The organism is Brachybacterium sacelli (genome assembly GCF_017876545.1).
GTDB classification, from domain to species: domain Bacteria; phylum Actinomycetota; class Actinomycetes; order Actinomycetales; family Dermabacteraceae; genus Brachybacterium; species Brachybacterium sacelli.
Genome location: NZ_JAGIOD010000001.1, coordinates 2,127,154 through 2,150,001, shown reverse-complemented (window position 1 = coordinate 2,150,001; position 22,848 = coordinate 2,127,154). Strand labels below are relative to the sequence as shown.

General features: G+C 70.9%; 20 protein-coding genes. 8 read left to right on the top strand and 12 right to left on the bottom strand.

Annotation, left to right across the window (positions count from 1 at the left end):
- Positions 1 to 29: 29 nt before the first annotated feature.
- From JOF43_RS09630 to groES, 6 genes are all read right to left on the bottom strand, one after another.
- Positions 30 to 812 (bottom strand): hypothetical protein, encoded by a 783-nt coding sequence (locus tag JOF43_RS09630; RefSeq protein WP_209901531.1) that lies wholly within the window; start codon positions 810 to 812, stop codon positions 30 to 32.
- The gene (locus JOF43_RS09625) at positions 809 to 1,828 is read right to left on the bottom strand and encodes a pseudouridine synthase (RefSeq protein ID WP_342592131.1); all 1,020 of its coding nucleotides are present in this window, start codon (positions 1,826 to 1,828) and stop codon (positions 809 to 811) included. Before JOF43_RS09625 ends, JOF43_RS09630 begins: the two co-directional genes overlap by 4 nt.
- Entirely contained in the window at positions 1,825 to 2,526 is a 702-nt protein-coding gene (locus JOF43_RS09620; protein ID WP_342592130.1) for a hypothetical protein, read from the bottom strand. The genes JOF43_RS09625 and JOF43_RS09620 overlap by 4 nt, the downstream gene beginning before the upstream one ends.
- Positions 2,527 to 2,662: 136 nt before the next feature.
- Positions 2,663 to 4,921 (bottom strand): BCCT family transporter, encoded by a 2,259-nt coding sequence (locus JOF43_RS09615; RefSeq protein WP_342592129.1) that lies wholly within the window; start codon positions 4,919 to 4,921, stop codon positions 2,663 to 2,665.
- A gap of 408 nt (positions 4,922 to 5,329) precedes the next feature.
- On the bottom strand, positions 5,330 to 6,919 hold the full coding sequence (groL, locus tag JOF43_RS09610) for a chaperonin GroEL (RefSeq protein WP_209901527.1): 1,590 nt from the start codon (positions 6,917 to 6,919) through the stop codon (positions 5,330 to 5,332).
- A gap of 13 nt (positions 6,920 to 6,932) precedes the next feature.
- Entirely contained in the window at positions 6,933 to 7,229 is a 297-nt protein-coding gene (gene groES, locus JOF43_RS09605; protein WP_209901526.1) for a co-chaperone GroES, read from the bottom strand.
- 419 nt (positions 7,230 to 7,648) lie between these two features.
- On the opposite strand from groES, the gene JOF43_RS09600 reads away from it, so the two are divergent.
- A complete protein-coding gene (locus tag JOF43_RS09600; RefSeq protein WP_209901524.1) occupies positions 7,649 to 7,822 on the top strand; it encodes a hypothetical protein in 174 nt (57 codons plus the stop codon).
- 9 nt (positions 7,823 to 7,831) lie between these two features.
- Here the strand turns inward: JOF43_RS09600 and JOF43_RS09595 are convergent, their stop codons facing one another.
- The 4 genes from JOF43_RS09595 to JOF43_RS09580 form a co-directional block, all read right to left on the bottom strand.
- Positions 7,832 to 8,686 carry a metallophosphoesterase family protein gene (locus tag JOF43_RS09595; protein WP_209901522.1) on the bottom strand — a complete coding sequence of 285 codons (855 nt, stop codon included), beginning with the start codon at positions 8,684 to 8,686 and terminating at the stop codon, positions 7,832 to 7,834.
- A gap of 98 nt (positions 8,687 to 8,784) precedes the next feature.
- The gene (locus tag JOF43_RS09590; protein WP_209903218.1) at positions 8,785 to 9,903 is read right to left on the bottom strand and encodes a molybdenum cofactor biosynthesis protein MoaE; all 1,119 of its coding nucleotides are present in this window, start codon (positions 9,901 to 9,903) and stop codon (positions 8,785 to 8,787) included.
- Positions 9,904 to 9,908: 5 nt separating this feature from the next.
- Complete coding sequence (moaC, locus tag JOF43_RS09585) at positions 9,909 to 10,457, bottom strand: cyclic pyranopterin monophosphate synthase MoaC (RefSeq protein WP_209901520.1); 549 nt, start codon at positions 10,455 to 10,457, stop codon at positions 9,909 to 9,911.
- Complete coding sequence (locus JOF43_RS09580; protein WP_209901518.1) at positions 10,454 to 11,737, bottom strand: molybdopterin molybdotransferase MoeA; 1,284 nt, start codon at positions 11,735 to 11,737, stop codon at positions 10,454 to 10,456. The genes moaC and JOF43_RS09580 overlap by 4 nt, the downstream gene beginning before the upstream one ends.
- A gap of 157 nt (positions 11,738 to 11,894) precedes the next feature.
- On the opposite strand from JOF43_RS09580, the gene moaA reads away from it, so the two are divergent.
- From moaA to JOF43_RS09550, 6 genes are all read left to right on the top strand, one after another.
- Complete coding sequence (gene moaA / locus JOF43_RS09575) at positions 11,895 to 12,995, top strand: GTP 3',8-cyclase MoaA (RefSeq protein ID WP_209901516.1); 1,101 nt, start codon at positions 11,895 to 11,897, stop codon at positions 12,993 to 12,995.
- A 13-nt stretch (positions 12,996 to 13,008) separates the two neighbouring features.
- Positions 13,009 to 13,350 (top strand): MoaD/ThiS family protein, encoded by a 342-nt coding sequence (locus JOF43_RS09570; protein WP_209901514.1) that lies wholly within the window; start codon positions 13,009 to 13,011, stop codon positions 13,348 to 13,350.
- 391 nt (positions 13,351 to 13,741) lie between these two features.
- Positions 13,742 to 14,773: an ABC transporter permease gene (locus tag JOF43_RS09565; protein ID WP_209901512.1), complete on the top strand. Its 1,032-nt coding sequence runs from the start codon at positions 13,742 to 13,744 to the stop codon at positions 14,771 to 14,773.
- Positions 14,774 to 14,777: 4 nt separating this feature from the next.
- Positions 14,778 to 15,764, top strand: a complete 987-nt coding sequence (locus JOF43_RS09560; RefSeq protein ID WP_209901510.1) for an ABC transporter permease — start codon at positions 14,778 to 14,780, stop codon at positions 15,762 to 15,764.
- Entirely contained in the window at positions 15,757 to 17,856 is a 2,100-nt protein-coding gene (locus JOF43_RS09555; RefSeq protein WP_209901508.1) for a dipeptide ABC transporter ATP-binding protein, read from the top strand. The genes JOF43_RS09560 and JOF43_RS09555 overlap by 8 nt, the downstream gene beginning before the upstream one ends.
- A gap of 31 nt (positions 17,857 to 17,887) precedes the next feature.
- The gene (locus JOF43_RS09550; protein ID WP_209901505.1) at positions 17,888 to 19,621 is read left to right on the top strand and encodes an ABC transporter family substrate-binding protein; all 1,734 of its coding nucleotides are present in this window, start codon (positions 17,888 to 17,890) and stop codon (positions 19,619 to 19,621) included.
- Between the two features lie 157 nt (positions 19,622 to 19,778).
- Here JOF43_RS09550 and JOF43_RS09545 read toward each other — a convergent pair whose 3' ends face one another.
- Together JOF43_RS09545 and JOF43_RS09540 are read right to left on the bottom strand one after the other, a co-directional pair.
- Positions 19,779 to 20,441 (bottom strand): PH domain-containing protein, encoded by a 663-nt coding sequence (locus JOF43_RS09545; RefSeq protein WP_209901503.1) that lies wholly within the window; start codon positions 20,439 to 20,441, stop codon positions 19,779 to 19,781.
- A gap of 24 nt (positions 20,442 to 20,465) precedes the next feature.
- On the bottom strand, positions 20,466 to 21,680 hold the full coding sequence (locus JOF43_RS09540) for a molybdopterin molybdotransferase MoeA (RefSeq protein WP_209901501.1): 1,215 nt from the start codon (positions 21,678 to 21,680) through the stop codon (positions 20,466 to 20,468).
- 105 nt (positions 21,681 to 21,785) lie between these two features.
- Here JOF43_RS09540 and JOF43_RS09535 point away from each other — a divergent pair, with 105 nt between their 5' ends.
- Positions 21,786 to 22,772, top strand: coding sequence for an NADP-dependent oxidoreductase (locus JOF43_RS09535; protein WP_209901499.1), 987 nt, complete (start codon positions 21,786 to 21,788; stop codon positions 22,770 to 22,772).
- Positions 22,773 to 22,848 lie beyond the last annotated feature (76 nt).

Genomic DNA, 22,848 nt, shown 5'->3' with positions numbered 1-22,848 from the left:
TCTCCTGACCCGTTCAGTGCCCCCGGAGCTCACTGCCTCCCCGGATCACCCGGCCGGGGCCGCTCCTTGCCTCCGAGCACACGGCGGACCCGGTCGAACTCGGCGCGGAAGGCGAGCTCGTCGTGCTCGTACTCGGACCGCCACGGCATGCCGAGCCGCTCGGCCAGTTCGCGGTTGCTCGCCGCGACCCGGCGGCGGCGGTTCTCCCGCACCAGCTCCCGGCGGGGCGGGGCGGGGCGCAGCCCGGCCGCGGCCTGCAGCACGCGCAGGCCGTCGAAGGAGGCCGCGTCCCAGCCGACCTCCGGCACGATCCACTGCCGCAGCGTCCCGGAGCCGTCGTCCCCCCGGCCTCGCAGGCCGATCAGCGCCATGCTCCCCCGTTCCGGCTCCCCCACCGCGTGGTCGACGTCCGCGAGCGCTGCCCGGTCCGTGGTCCGCAGTCCCTTGCGCAGCTCGAGCGACGCCGCGGTCTCGTCGAGACGGATCACGCGATGGGTCAGCAGCAGCGGCACGATCGCCCACAGCGCGAACAGCGCCCACAGCAGCACTGCGCCGAGGAGGAGCTGCACCGCCGCGGGGGCCAGGAGCTGCTCGAGCAGGGTGTCGTGACCCGCTCGCACCCTCCCTGCGCGCCATTGCTGCAGCCCCGCCGCGGCGAAGGGCGACAGCAGCACCGAGATCAGCGGCAGACCGATGAGGGCACCGGGCCGGTAGCGGGCGAGGATCGTCGGCCCGATGAGCACCGCGCCGTCCCGGGTGCGCCGCGGCGCGGGCTCCGGCATGGAGGAGTCGGCGGGCTGCGGGGCGGTCACGGGGAAAGAGTACGGGGCGCCGCTGCACCTCGCCGTGGGATGCCCAGCTCCCGGGCGCTGAGGAATCGGCGCTCCTGCCCGGTCACGGGGTCGGTGAAGGCGAGCGAGCGGGCGAGCAGCTGGAGCGGTATCGGCGTGGCATCGACCGGTTCCGGATAGAGGTCTTCGCCCAGGATCGCCGCGCCTCGGGAGGAGAGCTGGAGGCGCAGCTGATGGGTGCGCCCGGTGAGCGGTCGCAGTCGCAGCAGCGCCGTGCCGTCCGCCTCGACCTCCGCGACCTCCAGGTGCGTCTCGGCGTTCGGCTCTCCCGGCAGCACCAGCGCCCGCAGGTGTCCGTGGCGCTTGCCCAGGCGGTCACGCAGCGTGGCGCGCTCCCCCGGCCTGGTCGGGATGCCCGCTTCCGGGTCGGGGCGCACGCGGGCCTCGTACTCCTTCGCCGCCTCCCCGTGGGCGAACAGCTGCTGGTAGGCGGGGCGATCCTCCGGGCGGATGCCGAAGGCGAGCACCCCGGCGGTGCGGCGGTCCAGGCGGTGCAGCGGCACCAGCGTCTCGATCCCGGTCGCCCTCCGCAGCCGCACCAGCGCGCTGGCCAGCACATGCGCACCGCGGGGCATGGTCGCCATGTCATGGGGCTTGTCGAGCACCAGCAGGTGCTCGTCGCGGTGCAGGATCGACAGCTCGGCCGCAGGGACGTCCTCGTCACGCAGCTCCCGATGGAACCACAGCTCGTCCTCGGGGCCGACGGCGTCACCGGCGTCCCAGGACCGCCCCTCGGGATCGACGACCTCCCCTCGTGCGAAGCGCTCGTGCAGAGGGGTCGCTTCCGGGTCGTCCAGGGCCGGGAATCGTGCACGCAGTGCGTCCAGGGCGGCGTCCTCCGCCGTCCCGGGTGGCACCACCCAGCGCACGGGGTCCAGTCCGTCCCGCTGGGGCAGCGGCGGAGCCCGACGCCGGGCCCGGCGTCGGGCCGCCCGGCCCGGCCTCCGCCCCGGCGGCGTCCCTCCGCCCGTGCTCACAGCCCCCACACGGCGAAGGTCAGCACGTTGTGGGCGATGTAGAAGGCCGCGAGCAGGAGCAGCAGCAGATTGGGGTGACGGTCCACGGAGCTCAGCGCCTGCGGCGCCTGGGCGCGCAGGTCAGCCGTGGTGATCGCGTCGATGTGGTCGATCCGCACTCCGGCCCGTCGAGCCCGGTGCAGGGTCATCTCCTGTGCGCGGGGCCCGAAGAAGCGACTGGAGACCGCGATCATCCGATGTCCCTGCGGGTCCAGCAGGTACACGCCGTCGTAGGCCGTCTCGGCGGCATCCAGCATCTCGGCGGGGGTCACGCCCCGGTCGATGTCGCGCACCGCGATCACCCTGCCCACCTCCTCCCATGAGGCCTTGCGGGTGCGCCGGGCCAGGCTGCGCAGCTCGAACCCCTCCTCGTCGATCTGCAGCCACGCGGTGAGGACCCGCAGGCACAGGAGGGAGGAGGCCACCGCCACCAGGACCCAGAGCAGCGCCGGCGCGGTGAACACGACGTCCCGCAGCAGTGCGGGGTGGTTCCACAGCCGCTGGCCGACGAAGCTGATGATCACCAGGAACTCGAGCACCACGACGAACACGAAGCCGGCCGCGAGGGTGCCGAGCACGACGCCCGCCGGCGGTCCGAAGGTGCGGGTGGGGCGGTCGTCGTGGTCCGGGGACCGCGTGGTATCGGGGCTACTGATCACCACTGCTCCTCCGACCGTCGACATCCAGGGACCTGCCCATATTAGTCCGCTGGTACGACGCTTCGGAGGGCTTCACCCCAGGTCGGCCCACGCGTCGCGGGCACGGGCCGACCCGGGCCTCGGGCACGCTCCCGGATCACTCGGGCGGGGCGGTGGGGAGGGTATCGATCGTGCTCGGGGTGAGCACGCTGGCACCACCCACCTCCGCCGCGTAGCTGAGGTACTGGATGTGGTTCTCGTAGCGGTCCAGGACGTCGTTGATGATCTGCTGGCGGGTCAGCGAGCCCACCTCGTACCCCTCCGCGCCCGTCTGGGTGAACACGTCCAGGCGCTGATAGGTCGTCCGCTCCTGCGCGACGCGGGCACCGAACGTCGGCACCGGGGTCTCGACCGGGGCGACGCGGTACATGAAGTCGCGCTCCTGTCCCATGTGGATGATCAGCGAGTTGATCGAGATGCCGGAGCCCCGTCGGTGACAGACGTCGTCTCCGCGGCGTAGCCCTGCTCGAGGAACTCTCGGCAGACGTCCTCGAGGGCGGGGCCGACGTTCTCCTGCGAGAACTGCACGACCGAGCGGGTGCTGGGGTAGGAGCGCAGGTTCGCCAGGCGCTGGCGCCACGACCTCTCCGGCGCGAATCCGCCGTGGACGGCGACGTCGGCACGACGCAGCACGCGACCCTCGCGTTCCGCTCGCTCCATCCGCAGCGCCTTGGAGAAGCTCACCATCACCAGATAGGCGACCACGGTGACGGGCAGGCCGAAGATCAGCGTGGCGTACTCCATCGTGGTCACGCCCCCCGGCGGTGAGCATGGCGATGGTCAGCAGCGCGGTGAGGATCGCCCAGAAGATGCGCAGCCACTTCGCCCCGTCCTGGCCGGGGTCGGGGATGGTCGAGGAGAAGTTGCTCATCACCAGTGCACCGGAATTGGCGCTGGTGAGGTAGAAGAGCAGCCCGGAGAGCGTGGCCAGACCGATGAGGAACGGGGCGCCGGGGAACATCTCCAGCAGCGCGTACCAGCCCTGCTCGGGGGTGTCGATCGCCAGCCGTGCGAACGCACGGGACGCGGGGGTGTCCTCGAGCACGACGGCCAGCGCGCTGTTACCGAAGACGGTGATCACCAACAGGTCGCACAGCACCGGGGCGGTGATGGCGGCGAGCACGAACTCGCGCAGGGTGCGGCCGCGCGAGATGCGCGCCAGGAACATGCCGACGAACGGGCCCCAGGCGAGCCAGAACGCCCAGAAGAAGAGGGTTGCTCCGGCCATCCAGTCCGAACCGCCCGGTTGGTACGCCATGGTGCGCTCCGGGAGCGTGGCCACGAAGCGGCCCACGTTCTCGACGATGGCGTTGAGGAGGAAGGAGGATTTCCCGGTGATCAGGATGTACAGCAGCATCGCCCCTGCGCTGTAGAGGTTCAGCTCGGAGATCAGGCGGATGCCCCTGTCGACGCCGGACGTGCAGGCGGCGATGGTCACCACGACGGCGACGAGCACCAGGGCGATCTGCAGGCCGAGCCCCTGCGGCAGACCGAACAGCCACGAGAAGCCGACGTTGAGCAGCACCACGCCGATGCCCATCGAGGTCGCCACCCCGAACACGGTGCCCACCAGCGCGAAGATGTCGATGACATCGCCTGCGGCGCCCCGCGCGCGCTTGCCCAGCAGCGGGTAGAGGGCCGCGCGGATGGACAGCGGCATGCCCCAGCGGTAGGCGAAGTAGCCCATCGCCATGCCGAGCAGCGAGTACATCGACCAGCCGGCCACGCCGTAGTGGAACATGGTCCACACCACCGAGTCCTGCAGCGCGGCGGCGGACTCCGGCGGGGCGTCCGGAGGTGTCAGGTAGTGCGAGATCGGCCCGGTGACCAAATAGAACAGCATGTCGATGCCGACGCCGGCCGCGAACAGCATCGCCAGCCAGGTGAAGAACCGGTACTCGGGGCGGGAGTGGTCCGACCCCAGGCGCACCCGGCCTTCCGAGGAGAACGCCACCCACAGCACGAACAGGATCACCAGGGTCACGGTGAGGACGTAGAACCAGCCCAGGTCCTCGGCGATCCATGTGACGACCTCCAGCATCGTGCCGGCCGCCATGTCGGGAGCGAAGATCGTCCACAGCGAGAAGGCCAGGATGATCGCGGAGGAGGTCAGGAACACGACCCAGTTCACCCGCGGTCCGCGAGCGCCGCCGACCTCCGCGGACCCCTTCTGGAGGTCGTCCCTGCTGACCGGGGAACGTCGCGATTCCCGCTCCTCGCGCACCTCGCGGCGCGTCTGCGCGCCGAGCTTCCCGCGAGCGATCTCGGCGGCCTCGCGCTCGCCGGCCCGAGCCGGGGCGCTCTCGTCCGCGCTCGCGTGCTGCTGGGATGGGTGCGAGGTGCGGTGCTCCGTCACGCAGTTCCTCCGATTCGGGTCGACAGGCCGGGAGGAGAACCGGATGAAAGCTCACGACCTCGGGCCCGAAGGGCGAACCCTGAGGATCCGGGTGGCGTGAGAGGCGTCGTCGTCCCACCGGTGCCCGGCGCACCCACCGTAAGTTGAAAACTGTCGCAATACCATCAGTGAGCACGCTGAGAAGGATCACCGCGCCCTGACCTGCGCAATCAAGCCCTTGCGCCGTCTTGCCCCGCGACCACCGGGGCCCGGGTTCGCGGGGCGGCCGGCAGCACGCCGGACATGACGACGGGCGGGCAGCCCGGGTCTCCCCGTGCTGCCCGCCCGTCGCGGACGAACGCTCCCGCTCACGGGCCGCCGTCCACGCTTACCTCGCGGACGGCGACGCGCTCACGGCACGCCGATCACTCAGCTCTCGTCGTCCTCGTCCTTCTTCTCGATCACGAGGGTCTCGGTGGTCAGGACCATGCCGGCGATCGACGCTGCATTGCGTAGCGCGGACCGGGTGACCTTGACCGGATCGATGATGCCCTCGGCCGCGAGGTCGACGTACTCACCGGTCGCGGCGTCCAGGCCGGTGCCGACCGGGGACTCCTTGACCTTCTCGACGACGACGTAGCCCTCTTCGCCGGCGTTCTCCGCGATCCAGCGCAGCGGCTCGACGACCGCCCGGGCCACGGCGCGCACGCCCACGGCCTCGTCACCGGAGAGACCGAGGTCGCCCTCGAGCACGGAGGACGCCTGGACGATGGCGCTGCCGCCACCGGCCACGATGCCCTCCTCGATGGCCGCACGAGTCGCGGAGACCGCGTCCTCGATGCGCATCTTCTTCTCCTTGAGCTCCACCTCGGTGTGAGCCCCGACCTTGATCACGGACACGCCGCCGGCCAGCTTCGCGAGGCGCTCCTGGAGCTTCTCGCGATCCCAGTCGGACTCGGTGTTCTCGATCTCGCCGCGGATCTGGGCCACACGATCGGCCACGGCCTGATCGTCACCGGCGCCGCCCACGATGGTGGTGGAGTCCTTGGTGACGACGACGCGCCCGGCATGGCCGAGCACCTCGGGGCCGACGGTCTTGAGGTCCAAGCCGAGGTCGGCGGTGACGACCTGAGCACCGGTGAGCACCGCGATGTCCTGCAGCATCGCCTTGCGGCGATCACCGAAGGCGGGAGCCTTGACGGCCGCGCCCTTGAAGGCACCGCGGATCTTGTTGACGACCAGCGTGGACAGGGCCTCGCCGTCGACGTCCTCAGCGATCACGAACAGCGGCTTGCTGCCCTCGACGACCTTCTCCAGCAGCGGCAGGATGTCCGCCACGGCCGAGATCTTGCCCTGGTGCAGGAGCACCTGGGCGTCCTCGAGCACGACCTCCTGGCGGTCCGCGTCGGTGACGAAGTGCGGGGAGATGTAGCCCTTGTCGAACTGCATGCCCTCGGTGAAGTCCAGCTCCATCGCCGTGGTGGAGGACTCCTCCACGGTGATGACGCCGTCCTTGCCGACCTTGTCGAACGCCTCGGCGAGCAGCTCGCCGATCTCACGGTCCTGGCTGGAGACGGCCGCGACGGACGCGATCTGCTCCTTGCCGTCGACCGGGTGGGCGATCTGCCCGAGCTTCTCGGACAGCGCCTCCACGGCCTGCTCGATGCCGCGCTTCAGGGCCGCCGGAGCGGCCCCGGAGGCGACGTTGCGCAGACCCTCGTGGACGATGGCCTGGGCGAGGACGGTGGCGGTGGTGGTGCCGTCGCCGGCCACGTCGTTGGTCTTGGTCGCGACCTCCTTCGTGAGCTGGGCGCCGAGGTCCTCGTAGGGATCCTCGAGCTCCACCTCACGGGCGATGGTCACGCCGTCGTTGGTGATCGTGGGGGCGCCCCACTTCTTGTCCAGCACGACGTTGCGGCCCTTGGGGCCCAGCGTGACCTTGACGGTGTTCGCGAGCTTGTCGACACCGCGCTCGAGGGCGCGACGCGCGTCCTCGTTGTAGATGATCTCCTTCGGCATAAGGCTCGTCCGCTCAGTTCTCGAGGATTGCGAGGATGTCGCGGGCGCCGAGAACGAGGTACTCCTCGTTGCCGTACTTCAGCTCGGTGCCGCCGTACTTGGAGAACACGACCTTGTCGCCGAGCTTGACGTCCATGGGGACGCGCTCGCCCTTGTCGTCGAAACGGCCGGCGCCGACGGCGACGACCTCGCCCTCCTGGGGCTTCTCCTTCGCGGTGTCCGGGATGACCAGGCCGGAGGCCGTGGTCTGCTCGGCCTCGAGCGGCTTGACGACGACGCGATCCTCGAGGGGCTTGATGGAGACCGGCATGCGGCTCACTCCTTCATGAAGAGATGACTCTGTATGAGTTCGGGGGTCCAGGGATCCCGATCCCGATCGTCGTCGCGGTGCCGACCGAGGAGGATCCCTCCGCAGCAGCTTCTGGCACTCTCGGCCATCGACTGCCAACGAGGACAACTCTAGGACCACGCTGGCACTCGTGCAAGGCGAGTGCTAAACCGCGGACGACCACCCGCCGGCCGGCGGCGGGGATCGCCCTGGGACCTTCGCCGCACCCGGCTTCTGCGCCCCAGGTCACACCCTTATTGTGAACCCGGCAACCAGAAACGAGCGACGTGCTGACACACGATCCGCGCGAGGGTAGAACGGCTGGTGTCGAACGTGCCGGAGCACCTGCGATCCAGGGCCCGCGCCTCCATCCCGCACCGAGCCGAAGGGGACAGACCGCCATGACCATCCTCCGCACCCTCGACTCCGCCCTGGGCCGCCTCGCGCACCGCTTGCAGGGCCAGGAGATCGAGCGCGAGAACGCGGTCGGCCGTTCCCGCCTCGGCGCCGACTACACCGCCATCATGAAGTCCCGCCAGAGCCAGGGCATCAGCCCCCTCGGCTTCGGCCGCTGAGCCCGCGGTTCAGCGTCCCGCAGCCTCCACGATCGCGGCGACCTGCTCCGGCCCGAAGTCGTAGACCGGGTCCCCCGGGTCACCGTCGGGATCCCCGGCATGGGGGAGCACCGAGGTGATCACCCAGGGAGCCCCCTCGCCGAGCTCCACCACGGAGACGCCGGAGAGCGCGCGGGCCTGCTCCCGCTCCCCCGCGGTGACCGGATCGACGACGTTCGTGACGCCCGGGACGACGTGGACCGGGATCCCGGCGATCTGGCCGGTCATCTCGTGGTGGTAGTGGCCGGACAGCACGAGGCGCACGTCGGAGCCCTCGAGCACCGCAGCGAGCTCCTCGAGGGCGTCCAGGTCGAGGGCCCGCAGCAGCGGAGTGGCCGCGACCAGCGGCGGGTGGTGCACAGCCAGGACGGTGCCTGCCGCGGCCGGTTCGGACAGGACCTCACGCAGCCAGGTCAGCTGCTCGGGATCGAGATGCCCGTACCCGGCACCGGGGACGCTCGAGTCGAGCACGACGGCGCGCCAACCGCCGGCCAGCGGGACCACGCGGTCCTGCACGGCGGTGCCGCGATCACCGAGGGCGATGGTCCCGCCGTAGACCCCGGAGACGTCGTGGTTGCCCATCGCGACGACCAGCTGCGCCCCCTTCGCGGCAGCGAAGGGATCGAGGATCTCGTGCAGCAGGCGGTAGCTCTCCGCGGAGCCGTCCTCCGAGGCGTCCCCGGTGTGGAGGATCGCGTCGAGATCCGTGATGGCCTCACACCGGGCGAGGAGCCCGCGCAGGGCCGCGGTGGTGTCGATGCGGTCGTAGTGCCGCGCCGAGGGATCGCCGTGGAGATGGGTGTCGCTGAGGTGGAGGATACGCATGTGAGCACCGTATCCACCGCAGGTGACGAGGCGGTGACGGGCAGGTGCTCGTCCCCGCCGCGCTCAGCTCTCAGCCCACGACCCCCAGCCCCCGACCCTCAGCCCAGGGCCCCGACCCATTCGCTCTCGCCGTCGTCGAACACCTGGTGCTTCCAGATCGGCAGGCGCTCCTTGACGGTGTCGACGAGGTCGTCGCAGGCGACGAAGGCCTGCTTGCGGTGCGGGGCCGCGACGGCGCAGACCAGCGCGCTGTCCCCGATCCCCAGCGGACCGTGGCGATGGGCGATCGCGACCAGGGTGTCGGGATAGCGCTCAGCGATCTCCCGGGCCACCTCGCCCATCACGCCCGCGGCGCCGGGGTGCGCGGAGTACTCCAGGCGGTCGACGCCGCGACCCCCGTCGTGATCGCGGACCACCCCGTCGAAGGTGACGATCGCCCCGCACCGCGGATCGGCGACTGCCTCGACCATCGCCGCGACGGAGAGGTCGTCCTCGCGCACCTCGGCGCGGCGCACCCGCTCCGCGGAGGGCCCCATCGACGGGTCCCCGGCGACGTGCAGCTGACCGGGCTCGCCGGTCAGCTGCGCCGCGCCGCGGGTCGGGTCGGTGCTCGCATCCGTGCTCGACGACCTGTTCGACGCCCCGCTCGACACCGTGCTCGACTCCTGGCCCGTCGCCCTCTCGTGCCCGCCGCCGTCGCGCTGGTCGAGGAGGTGGTCCAGCACCGGGTCGAGGACGGCGATCCCGTCGCGCACTCCCCCGCGTGATCCCGGCAGAGTGACCACGAAGCTGCGTCCGGCCATCCCGGCGATGCCCCGGCTGAGCAGTGAGGTCGGGGCCTTCTCGGCGCCCACTCGGCGCACTGCCTCGAGCACGCCGGGCATCTCGCGCTCGATCAGCGGCGCGACCTGCTCGGGCGTGACGTCGGTGGGACTGATCCCGGTGCCGCCCGAGGTGATCACGAGATCCGCTCCCGCCGCGATCGCCTCCCGGACGGCCGCGCCGACCTCGGGCCCGTCGGCCACCACCTGCTTCTGCACGGGCTCGAGCCCCCGTCCGCGCAGCCAGTCCTCGAGCAGCGGCCCGGTGCGGTCCTCATAGGTGCCGTCGGCCGCGCGGCTCGAGGCGATGAGGATCCGCGCGCTGCCGCGCAGGACCGGCGCCTGGAGCGGATTCTCGCGCCGGGCGCAGTCCGCGTCGCTGCGCCGGGCGGGCATGTCCTTCACGAGCGCTCCTCCGTCTCCGGACCTGGGGCGCTGCCGCGTTCGGCCGCGGGCATTCCTGTCTCCTCCTCGCGACGCCAGTCTCCGCTCTTGCCGCCGGACTTGGCCAGGACCTGCACCTGCTCGATGGTGGCGAGGTGGTCGACGGCCTTGATCATGTCGTAGACGGTCAGCGCGGCGACGGAGGCCGCGGTGAGCGCCTCCATCTCGACGCCGGTGACGCCCCGGGTGCGCACCCGGGCGATGATCTCGACGTGGTCCTCGCGAGGCGTGAGGTCGAGCTCGACGCCGCTCAGCGGCAGCGGGTGGCACAGCGGGACGAGGTCGCTGGTGCGCTTGGCCCCCATGATCCCCGCGAGGCGCGCGGTCGCGAGCGCTTCCCCCTTGGGCAGGTCACCGTCCGCGATCCGCGCGACGACATCGGGCCGGGTGCGCAGCACGGCGCGGGCGGTGGCCTCACGGGAGGTGGTGGCCTTGTCGGTCACGTCGACCATGTGGGCGGAGCCGTCGGCCCGCACATGGGACAGGTTCTCGGGGCCGTGGGTCATGAGTCTCCTCCGGGGATCAGCAGGGTCTCCAGGACGTCGCCGTCGCGGATCGTGTCGAGGCCGACGGGAACGAGGACCAGGGCGTCGGCGGCGGCGAGCCCTCCGATCAGGTGCGAGGACGCTCCCCCGACCAGTCGCACCCCGCCCGAGGGCAGCACCCGGGCCCGTCGGTACTGCTCGAGCGCCGGCGGCGAGGGCTCGGGCGCCTCCAGCCGCAGGGGCAGGCGCAGGCGGGTGCGGGGCGGGGCGCCGAGGGCCGGGCGGGCGATGAGCTCGCAGCTCAGCAGCGCGGAGACGGGGTTGCCGGGGAACGCGAGCCAGGGCACGCGGCGCTCGGGAAGGTCGAGGGTGCCGATCCCCTGCGGCCCGCCGGGCTGCAGGGCGACCGTGGGGAAGGCCATCGTCACCCCGTCGTCGTCGGCGGCGTGCCGCACCACCTCGAAGGCGCCGGCGCTGACCCCGCCGCTGCTGACGATCAGATCGGCGTCGTGGACGGCGACCTGATCGCGCAGCTGCGCGACCAGCGCCCCCACGTCGTCGGGCACGACACCGCGGGCGACCACCTCGGCCCCGGCCGCGGTGAGAGCGGCGGCGAGACCGGGCCCGTTGGCGTCGAACACCCCAGCGGCCTCGGGCACCGCGCCCCCGGCGGCGATCTCGCTGCCGGTGGACAGCACGATCACCCGCAGCGGGGCCTCGACCTCCACCGCGCCGGTGCCGCACGCGGCGAGGTGGGCGATGCGCGCGGGGGTCAGCGTCTGCCCCACCCGCAGGACGGTGTCCCCGCAGCGGGTGTCGGAGCCGCGGCGGCGCACGAAGCGCCCGGGGTCGAGGGCATCCGGGCTCAGGGTCACCGCTCCCACCTGCTCCGCTCCTGCCGCTCCCGCCTCGAAGCTGCCCGCGGCGCTCTCCTCGACGGGGATCACCAGGTCGGCGCCGGCGGGGATCGGGGCACCGGTCATGATCGGCCGCGCGGTGGCCGGGTCCAGCGTGCCCGGGCGGTCACCGGCCGCGATCGTCGGCCCCAGAGGCAGGGTCGCCGCGGCGCCGTCGCCACCGGCGCGACGTGCTGCGGCGAGGTCGGCGCTCGCGAGGGCGTATCCATCCATCTGGGAGTTGTCATGGCCGGGCACGTCGACGCGAGCGCGAGCCTCGGCGGCCGCCACCCGGCCCACCAGCTCCCGGTCCAGACCCACCGTCTCGCGCCGCCGCACGGGGGCCAGCAGGGCGAGGGCGTCGGCCACGTGATCGGCCAGGGGGATGCGTTCGGCACCGGACATCGTCAGAGGTCTCCCGTCGTCCTGGAGGTCGTGCAGGTCTCATGCGGCGCGGTGTGCGGCCACTCCCAGTATGGCGCGCGGGGCGAGGTCTCGACCCCGTCGCCGCCGGGAGGCCTATCCTGGACGGGCAACCGCGTCGCGTAAGGAGGACAGTGCCATGGCTTCCCGCCGTATCGCCCTGGGCATGCCCAAACCGCGCACGACGGACGAGACCGCCGATGCGCTGCCGGACACCTCCGACCGGCCGGCCACGCCGGATCTCGCGGACCGCTACGGTCGCGCGGCCACGGACCTGCGCCTGTCACTGACCGATTTCTGCAATCTGCGCTGCACCTACTGCATGCCGGCCTCGGGGCTCACCTTCCTGAACAAGGAGCAGATGCTCTCGGCCGAGGAGGTGGTGCACCTGGTGCGGGTTGGGGTCGAGCGCCTGGGCATCGAGCAGGTGCGCTTCACCGGTGGAGAGCCGCTGACGCGACCGGACCTCGAGGAGATCATCGCGGGCGTCGCCGCCCTCTCACCGCGCCCGGACATCTCGCTGACCACGAACGCGATCGGTCTGGACCACCGCGCCGAGCGACTGCGGGACGCGGGCCTGGACCGCATCAACGTCTCGCTGGACTCCGTGGTCTCCGAGACCTTCGAACGACTCAGCCGTCGACCCCTGCTGCACCGGGTGCTGGCCGGCATCGACGGTGCGCGGGAATCCGGCATGGACCCGATCAAGGTCAACTCGGTGCTGCTGCCGGGCGTGAACGACCACGAACTGCCGGAGCTGCTGGACTGGTGCCTGGCCCGTGATCTCCAGCTGCGGGTCATCGAGCAGATGCCGCTGGATGCGGATCACATCTGGGACCGCAGCTCGATGATCACCGCGGCCGACGTCCACGGCCTACTCGCCGAGCGCTACCTCCTGACCCCCGTCGACGAGGAGCGTCACGGCGCTCCCGCCGAGCTGTTCGAGGTGACCGACCGTGCGAACGGAGCCCACCGCGGTCGGGTCGGGATCATCGCCTCGGTCACCCGCCCCTTCTGCGCCGACTGCCGTCGCACCCGTCTGACCGCCGAGGGTCGAGTGCGCACGTGCCTGTTCTCCCGCGAGGAGACCGATCTGCGAGGCGCATTGCGCTCCGGGGGCGACGACGAGGCGATCGCGGAGACCTGGCGCGCCGCCCACTGGGGCAAGAAGGCCGGTCACGGCATGGACCAGGACGACTTCGTCCAGCCCGAGCGCCCGATGAGCGCCATCGGCGGCTGAGCAGGGAGAGACGATGCACGCGAGAACGGGAACTCCCTCAGGGACGGCGGACGCCGCCGGGACGGCAGGCGCTGCCAGGACGACCGACGCCGCCACGACCTCTCGCGACGCCCCTGCCATCGCGGTGCAGCTCTTCGCGGGGGCGGCCGCCGAGTACAGGGCCGACACCACGACCGTGCACGGCACGACGCTGCAAGAGGCGCTCGAGGATCTCCTCTCCGCCGCCTCCCCGCAGGCGGCCCAGGTGATAGGCCGCTCGAGCTTCCTGGTTAATGCGATCGCCTGCACGGACCGCGGCCGGGAGCTGGCCGAGGGCGACCGGCTGGACGTGCTGCCGCCCTTCGCCGGCGGCTGAGGAGCAGGTCCCGACCGCCCGGTAGCAGGCGCCCGGCGAGTCGCGGACAACTGTGCGGAACCTGCCGCATGCACAAGGACGCCGACGGCGCCACTGCTTTCCACGAGGCAAGGCGGCGCCACGGGGTTCCCGCGTGGGAGAGGCTGCATAACGATTAGGACATGGTGGTCCACACACGGTGGGGATGCGACGTGACGTGTCCTACAGTGCACGAACCTACTCGTCGGTCTCGCAACGTCGCCGGCCGTGCATCGATCATGTGAGGAACCCCCGTGCCGAAGTCCCCTCGCCCCTTCGTGCGCCGTCGCCCGGACGTGAAGCCCCCGGGCCGAGCGATGATGCACGGCGCCCTGCCGGTCGCCTCCGCACCCTCCGGGTCCGGAGGGCGTCGATGATCCTGTACGTCCTCCGTCGCTTCGTCAATTATCTGATCCTGACCTGCGTGGCGACGACGTTCTCCTACATGGCGGCGAGCACCTTCCTCAACCCGGCCAAGAAGTACCAGGGGGTGAACCCCCCGGTGCCCGAGGAGTCGATCGCGGCCCTGATGCGCAAGTACGGCGTCTACCGGGAGGACCCGGTCGCCCTGCGCACATGGAACTGGATCGAGAACATCGTCACCGCGCCGTTCCACGAGAAGCTCGGGATGAGCCTGTCGAACAAGTGGGTCATCACGGAGATGCTCGGCAAGCCCGAGAACGCCCTGACCTTCTGGCAGATCGAGTGGCTCGGCCGCGCCGGCGTCAGCCTGCGGCTGCTGCTGATAGGCAGCCTGCTCGGCGCGATCCTGGGCGTCATCCTCGGGGTGTGGGGCGCGGTGCGGCAGTACAAGTTCTCCGATCAGGTCATCTCCTACGCCTCCTTCATCCTCATCTCCACCCCGACCTTCGTCGGCGGCCTGCTGCTGATGATCCTGGCGACGCACCTGAACCGTCTGCTGGGGTTCCAGCTGATCAGATTCTCGGGGGCCTACTCACCGGGGTACGAGGGCTGGGGGGCGATCTGGGACCTCGGGATACACCTGCTGCTGCCGACGATCGCGCTGATGATGTTCGGCGCCGCCGGCTACTCCCGCTACCAGCGCGCGGTCATGCTCGACGTGCTGGGTTCGGACTTCATCCGCACCGCCCGCGCGAAGGGAGCGACCCGCACCCGGGCACTCATCAAGCACGGCGTGCGCGTCGCGCTGATCCCGATGTCCACGTACTTCGCCTACCAGTTCGGCACCCTCATCGCGGGCTCCACCTTCCTGGAGGTCATCTTCTCCTGGGCGGGGATGGGCCAGTACGGCATCCAGGCCGTCCAGACCTCCGACATCAACGCCATGGCGGGCGTCGTCTGCTTCGCCTCCGTCCTGGTCCTGTTCGCCTCGACCCTCTCGGAGATCCTGTACGCCGCCCTCGATCCGCGCGTGAGGATGTGACCCCATGACCATGCAGCAGCCTGCGGACATCGCAGAGGACCTCCCTCAGGACGTCGAACCGACCCAGGGGATCTCTCCGGAGAAGGAGCACAAGCCGATCTCCCGCCTCCAGCTGGTCTGGAGGCGCCTGAGGACCAAGCCCAACTTCTGGATCGGCGCGACGGTGATCGTCCTGATCGTGCTGTTCTCGCTGTTCGGGAACATCCCGAACATCTACCAGTACACGGACACCGATTCCTACAGCCAGAACTCCCCGCCGTCGGGGCAGCACTGGTTCGGCACCGATTCCGTCGGCCGCGACCTGTACGCCGGCATCACCAGCGGCCTGCAGATGTCGCTGCTGATCGGTTTCGTCGCCGCTCCCCTGGCGACCCTGCTGGCCGCGTTCCTCGGCTCACTGGCCGGATACGTGGGCGGTTGGACCGAGACCATCATCAGCTGGTTCATCAACCTGTTCCTGGTGCTGCCCGTCTTCTACATCCTGCTGCTGCTCTCCCCCGCCATCCAGGCGCCCGAGTCGCTCCCGGCCGGACTGCAGCAGCTGGCGAGCATGCCCAGCTGGCTGCTGATCGTGCTGGCCATCGCCTGCTTCGGCTGGATGATCATGGCCCAGATCGTGAAGAACCAGACGAAGTCCCTCAAGGAACGGGAGTTCGTCAAGGCCGCCCGCTACATGGGGGTCGGCACCTTCACGATCCTGCGGCGGCACATCATCCCGAACGTGGCCTCGCTGCTGATCATCGACGCGACCCTCGGTGTCGCCTACGCGATCCTCGCCGAGACCTCGCTGTCGTTCTTCGGGCTCGGCATCCAGTACCCGGACGTCTCCCTCGGCACCCTGCTGCAGAACGGCCAGTCGGGAATCATCTCCCGTCCCTGGTCCTTCTACTTCCCGTCCGTCTTCCTCGTCGCCCTGCTGACCGCTGTCGCCCTGCTCGGCGACGCCCTGCGCGACGCCATCGACCCCACCAGCGAGGTGAACCGTGCCTGAGCCGATCCTCGAGGTCAAGGACCTGACCGTGACCTTCCCGAACGCCACCGGCGGCGTCCGGGCGGTGCGCGGCGTCAACTATTCGGTCGGTGAGGGCGAGTTCCTCGGCATCGTCGGCGAATCCGGCTCCGGCAAGTCGGTCTCCTCCCTGGCGGTGATGGGTCTGCTGCCCTCCTCCGCACAGATCGACGGCGAGATCCTCTACCGCGGCCGGTCCCTGCTGGGGCTCGACGACAGGTCACTGTCCGCACTGCGCGGCAAGGACATGACGATGATCTTCCAGGATCCGCTGTCCGCGCTGACGCCCGTGTACACGATCGGCCAGCAGATCGAGGAGGCGCTGACCCTCCACGACAAGGGCCTCAGCGCCGACAGCGCGAGCAAGCGGGCCATCGAGCTGCTGAAGATCGTCGGGATCCCCGCCCCTGAACGGCGGGCGAAGGCGTTCCCCCACGAGTTCTCCGGAGGTATGCGCCAGCGCGCGATGATCGCCATCGCGATGGCGAACGATCCGACGCTGATCATCGCCGACGAGCCGACCACCGCCCTGGACGTGACCATCCAGGCCCAGATCCTCGAGGTCCTGCAGAAAGCCAAGGAGGTCACGGGCGCCGCCGTCGTGCTGATCACCCATGACCTCGGCGTGGTCGCCGGCAACGTGGACCGGGTGGCCGTGATGTACGCGGGCAAGCTGGTCGAGACCGGCCCCGTCGACGACATCTTCGCGACTCCGCGGATGCCGTACACCATGGGGCTGCTGCGCTCGGTGCCGAACATGCTGCGCGCCGGGAAGGACCGCCTGGTCCCCCTCGAGGGCCGTCCGCCGGTGCTCTCCGAACTGCCCCCGGGCTGCCCCTTTGCTCCGCGCTGCCCCGCCGTGCAGGACAGATGTCGCCGGACCGAGCCCGAGCTCGAGGTGGTCCTGGACACCGATCGTCGCGTCGCCTGCCATCGGGCCGACGAGATCGCCGCAGGCACCCTGTCGACCTCGGACATCTTCCCCCGCCCGCCGTTCGAGCCGCGCGAGGTCGGCGACCGCTCCACGCAGGAGCCGGTCGTCGCGGCACAGGGGCTGGTGCGGCACTTCCCATTGTTCAAGGGCGCGGTGTTTCGCCGGGAGATCGGCACCGTCCGCGCGGTCGACGGGGTCGACTTCGAGATCCGTCCCGGGGAGACCCTCGGCCTGGTGGGCGAGTCCGGCTCCGGGAAGTCCACCACCGCGCTGGAGATCATGGAGCTGATCGCGCCCCAGGCCGGCACGTTGAAGGTCTCCGGCAAGGACGTCGGCTCGCTGTCCACGCGCGACCGGCTCTCGCTGCGCAACGACGTCCAGATCGTCTTCCAGGATCCGATGGCCGCGGTCGACCCGCGGCTTCCCGTCGGCGACATCGTCGGCGAGCCGCTGACGGTCCACAAGGTCCCCAAGGGCGAGCGCGACGCCCTGATCAAGGAGAAGCTCGCCCTGGTGGGTCTGGACCCGCGGATGACCGACCGTTATCCGCACGAGTTCTCGGGCGGCCAGCGTCAGCGCATCGGGGTGGCCCGCGCCCTGATGACCGATCCCAAGCTGCTGGTCCTGGACGAGCCGGTCTCGGCCCTGGACGTGTCCGTGCAGGCGGGCGTCATGAACCTGCTGGCCGACCTGCGCGACCAGCTGGGGCTGTCCTACCTGTTCGTCGCCCACGACCTCGCGATCGTCCGCGAGATCTCGGATCAGATCGCCGTCATGTACCTCGGGCGCATCGTCGAGTACGGCCCGGTCGCGGAGGTCTTCGCCTCGCCCCGCCACCCGTACACCAGGGCCCTGATGTCCGCGGTGCCCGTCCCCGACCCGACGATCGAGCGCGAGCGCAACCAGATCATCCTCAAGGGGGACCTCCCGAGCCCCACCGAGGACATCCAGGGGTGCTCCTTCGCGTCCCGCTGCCCCCTGTACCTGCTCCTCGACGAGGACCGGCAGGCGCTCTGCCGCGCCGAGGACCCGACCCCCCGCACCCACGGTGCATCCCGCGTGGCCTGCCACCACGTGGACGCGATCGGCCGGCTCGATGCCATCGACGTCGGAACCAGCACGTCCGTCACCAGCGCGTGACGGCGGGCCCACGAAGAAGAGGGAGAACATCATGACCATCACCAGCACCCGACGCCTGTTCCTGGGTGGCACGGCCGTCGTCGGATCCGCCGCCGCGCTGTCCGCCTGCGGAGGTCAGAAGTCCGCCGAGGAGCAGCAGAAGGCCGCCGAGGAGGAGAACCAGAAGGCTGCCGACGAGCAGTCCCAGCTCCCCAGCACCGCGTGGGAGGTCGCCGAGTACGACGCCGTCGCCGACGGCGGCAGCCTCACCCTCGCGGTCTCCCAGCTGCCCAACAACTGGAACTCTGCGCAGACGGACGGCAACCTGGCCGATCTCACCGACATCCGCTCGCCGATGGGTTACGGCCACGAGATCCTGTACTCGGAGAAGGGCGAGAAGACGCTCAACCCGGATTACATCGAGAGCGCCGAGCTCACCAGCGAGGATCCGCAGATCGTGACGTTCACGTACAACAAGAACGCGGTCTGGGACAACGGCGACCCCATCGTCGTCGAGGACCTCATCTCCCTGTGGAAGGCCACCAACGGGAAGAACGAGGAGTTCCTCATCGTCTCCCCGATCGGCTGGGACCAGATCAAGGAGATCCGTCAGACCGATGACGAGTTCTCCGGCGAGATCGAGTTCGCCAGCCCGTTCGCGGACTGGATCACCGTGCTCTACCCGAGCATCCCGGCTGCGGTCTCCTCCGACCCGAAGACGTTCAACGAGGGCTTCACCTCCGAGCCCACCCCGTCGTACGGCCCGTACGTGGTCAGTGACATCGACTCCAGCGGCGGCGTCATCACGCAGAAGCGCAACGAGAAGTGGTGGGGTCGCGCGCCGAAGCTGGAGACGATCGTCTGGAAGGTGGTCGACCAGTCGCAGGCCCCGGCGGCCTTCGCCAACGGCGAGCTCGATGCCTACGAGATCGCCAACGGTGACGAGCTGGCGCAGGCGAAGGGTCGCCAGGACGCCACGATCCAGGTCACCAACGGGCTGACCTGGACCCACCTGACGATGAATGTCGAAGGCGGCGGTGGCGTCCTCAAGGACGTCAAGGTGCGCGAGGCGATCGCCCGCGGCATCGACCGCAACGCGATCGGCAATGCCGTGGTGGGCCCCCTCGAGGCCCCCATCGTGCTGGTGAACAACTTCGTGTACATGCCGGGGCAGGAGGGCTACGAGGACTCCTACGAGCCCCTCGGCAGCCTCGAGTTCGATCCGGAGGCCGCGAAGAAGCTGCTCGACGACGCCGGGTGGGCGGCCGCGAGCGAGGGCGAGGTCCGCGAGAAGGACGGCACGCAGCTCGCCTTCGAGATCATCGTCCCGGCCGACACCAAGTCGAACGAGGACCGCGCCGCCCAGGTGCTCACCAACCTCAACGCGATCGGCTTCAAGGTGGGCGTCAAGACGGTCCCCTCGGACGCGTACTTCGATGAGTACATCACTCCGAAGAACTTCGACGCCGTGACGTTCTCGTGGGTGGGTGGCCAGTTCCCGGAGTCCAACTCGGTGAACCTGGTCTACCCCAAGGACTCCGGCCAAAACCACACGAACTTCGAGGACGAGCGCCTGGCCGATCTCGACAACCAGCTCAAGGCCGCGTTCGACGAGGACGAGAAGCACAAGCTCGCCAACGAGGTCTCGACGATGATCGCCGAGTCCTTCGCGATCATCCCGTTCTACGCGACCCCGAACATCGTGGGCGTCAAGGACGGGATCGTGAACTACGGCGCCTCGCAGTTCCAGAGCTTCGACTGGACCACGGTGGGTGTGAAGGCCTGATCGACGTGCTGTGAGGAACGAACGGCAGGAGACCAGGCGATTCGACAAGGCCTGAGCCTGAGCTCCGGCACCGCTACACGACGGGAGGGCCCGATCGCCTCGAGGCGGTCGGGCCCTCCCGTGCGTCAGGACGCCCCGATCCCGCTCCTCGGCGCCCTCACAGCACGAGGGTGAGGACGTTGACGACGATCAGCACGCCGAGCACGAGGAGCACGGGCGTGTTCAGGGTGCGCTCGTACCGCACGTCGCGCCCCGGGGTCGCCGTCGACGCGGAGGCCTCGTCCCAGGCCTCCCAGCGCTCGCGCACGACGGCCGAGCGGCTGGCGCTCTGGTCCCGCCGCAGCCGCTCCCCCTGGGAGAGGGCGCGTCGTCGCTGGGTGCCCGTCGTCGGCCGCTGCTGGTCCGCCCCGCCGGACCTGCCGCCGGTGCGGCCCAGCGCTCCGACGTCCCTGCGGATGCCGGGCGCGTTCCAGGCGGTGAGGGTGCGAGGGCTGTCCGGGCCGTCGGTGAACTCGAAGCGGAGCATCGCTCCCAGTCGCACCGCTCTGATGAGCGGGAACGGGAGCCGGTAGGTGTGCAGGAGGTTGCGCACCTCGACCTCCTGGGCGTGCAGCACGACCCGCGGTGCCCAGAGCACAGCCCAGATCAGCGCGGAGATCAGCGCGAGCCCCGGGAGCACGACGAGGCCTCGCGCGCCGGCGGCGAGCACCGCCTCGAGCGCCATCGCCCCGAGGATGCACCAGACGAGGATGCTCAGGACGGTCGCACCGCGGGGGCGCAGGACGAGGGTGTTCCCGGCATCGGTCTCGGGGCTGTGCATGGCGGCCACCATATCGGCGGGGGCTCAGAGCCCGAGGACGAGCACGGTTCCGTCCGGCCCTTCCTCGGACTCGTCGGCCTCGCGCAGCACCATCGCGTCGGCCCGCCCGTACGGCGCGAGACGGCAGCCGGGCAGCAGCTCGACCCGCTCGGAGCCGTCTGCGTCCCGGCCCAGTCGGCCGGGCACCACGTGCAGGCCGCCCCGGTGCGCGTGACCCGCTCCCGGGTCGGCGTCCCCGAGACGGATCCGGCGCGGAGCGGCCTCGGCGCCGGGCAGCAGCGGGCGGACGAACAGGTGGTACCCGACCAGTGCACCGACCGGGGTGCCGGGGAGGTGGATGACGGGGGTGCCGTCCGGGAGACGACCGGCGCCCTGCGGACCGCCGGGGCGCAGGGCGAGGTGCTCGAAGCGGGAGGTGGCGCTGCCGCGCTCCCCCAACAGGGTCTTGACCACGTCGAAGGCGCCGTGGCCGATCCCGCCGGTGGTGAGCACCAGGTCGGACCGCTCTGCGGCCGTCTCGAGGGTGCTGCGCAGCTGGGAGTGGTCATCGCCGCTGTGCAGGGCGCTGGCCTCGACGCCGTCGCCGGCCAGCGCGGCCCCGAGCATCGTCCCGTTGGACTCCCGCACGGTGCCCGGGGCGGCGTCGTCACCCGCGAGCTCGTCCCCGGTGACGACGACCGCGACCCGCAGGGGTCGGAGGATCGGCAGCGTCCCCAGACCCAGCGCGCGGACCAGACCGATCAGTCCGCCGCCGACCCGGTCCCCGGACCGGGCGAGCACGTCGCCGCGCGCGACCTCCTCCCCCACGTCCCGGACATGGCGGCGCGGAGCTGGCACCTCCTGAAGGCGGAGGGCGACCGTGGCGGGGGCGGGGCCGTAGGGGTCGGCGTCGGTGGCCTCGACCTCGATCACCGCGTCGGCACCGGTGGGTATCGGCGCACCGGTCATGATGCGGGCGGCGGTGCCGGGGGCGAGGGCCGCGATCTCCCCGGGCCCGGCGGGGATCTCGGAGCTCACCGGCAGCGTCGTCGTTCCTGAGGCGAGATCCGCACGGCGCACGGCGAAACCGTCCATGGCGGCGATCGCCACGGCCGGGAAGGACTCGGGGCTGTGCACGTCGGCGCCCAGCACGGCCCCTGCGGCCTCGTGCACCGGGACCTCCGGGACCTCGCGCGGCAGCGTGATCTCCTGCTGCAGGAGGCTCCGCCACTGCCAGGGGTCGACACGGGTGACGGTCATGGTCCTCCTCGGGGTCCGCGCGGACGGGGCGCCCGCCCATGATCCCCCATCCACAGTGCGCGGAGCACCTGCCCACCGGCGGGTCCGCGGGTGCATGATGGGAGCATGCGCGAGATCCGTTTCGACCGCTTCGGCGGCTCCGAGGTCCTGACCCTGCACTCCGATGCCCCGACACCGGAGCCGGGGCCCGACGAGGTCCTGGTCCGGGTCTCCTACGTGGGCCTGAACCCGCTGGACTACAAGATCCGCGACGGCTCCTCCGGTCGGGCGGAGGATCTGGGGCTCCCGGCGGGCACCGGACGGGAGATGGCCGGCACGGTGCTCGGCGCGGGCTCGGCCCTGGACGACGCCGAGCTCGGATCGCGCGGCCTCACCGCCGGCACGCGGGTGTTCGGCATGCGGGCCCCGGCCGATTCGCGCGGCGTGGCCGCCGAGATCATCGCGATCGGCGCCGATGAGCTCGCCCCCATCCCGGACGAGATCCCCGAGGAGGATCTCCCCCGCTGGGCGGGCCTGGCCCTGGTGGGGCTGACCGCGATCGCCACCATCGAGGACACGGCGCGGATCGCTCCCGGGCAGACCGTGCTCGTCCATGGCGGCAGCGGCGGGGTGGGACAGCTGCTGATCCCGATGGCCCTCGAGGCCGGGGCGGCTCAGGTCTGGGCGACCGGCCGCGCGGCCAATGCCGACCGGATCCGCGACCTGGGGGCGACCCCGATCGCCTACGACACCGAGGACTGGCAGGCGGAGATCCTGCGCGAGACCGATGATCGCGGCGTCGACGTCGTCCTCGACACCCACTACCACTCGACGTTCCTGCCCAGCCTCGACATCGTCGCCGAGAACGGACTCGTGGTCACCCTGCCGACGCTGGCGGACCTCACCCCGGCGCACGAACGGGGGGTCGAGGCGCGTGTGCCGCGCATCCGTCCCGGGCGGGACCGCCTGGACCGCCTGGTGCAGGGGATCCGGGCGGGCCGCTACCCCCTCGAGGTCTCCCAGGTGCTGCCGCTGGCGGAGATCGCCCAGGCCCATCGTCTGCTCGAGGACGGCCACACCCGCGGCAAGCTCGTGCTCGACGCCGGGGCCTGAGCGGACCAGCAGGCCTCCTGCGCCCCCACTCGCCCGAACGGTGACGCCGGACACATGTCCAGCGGGTAGCCTGGTC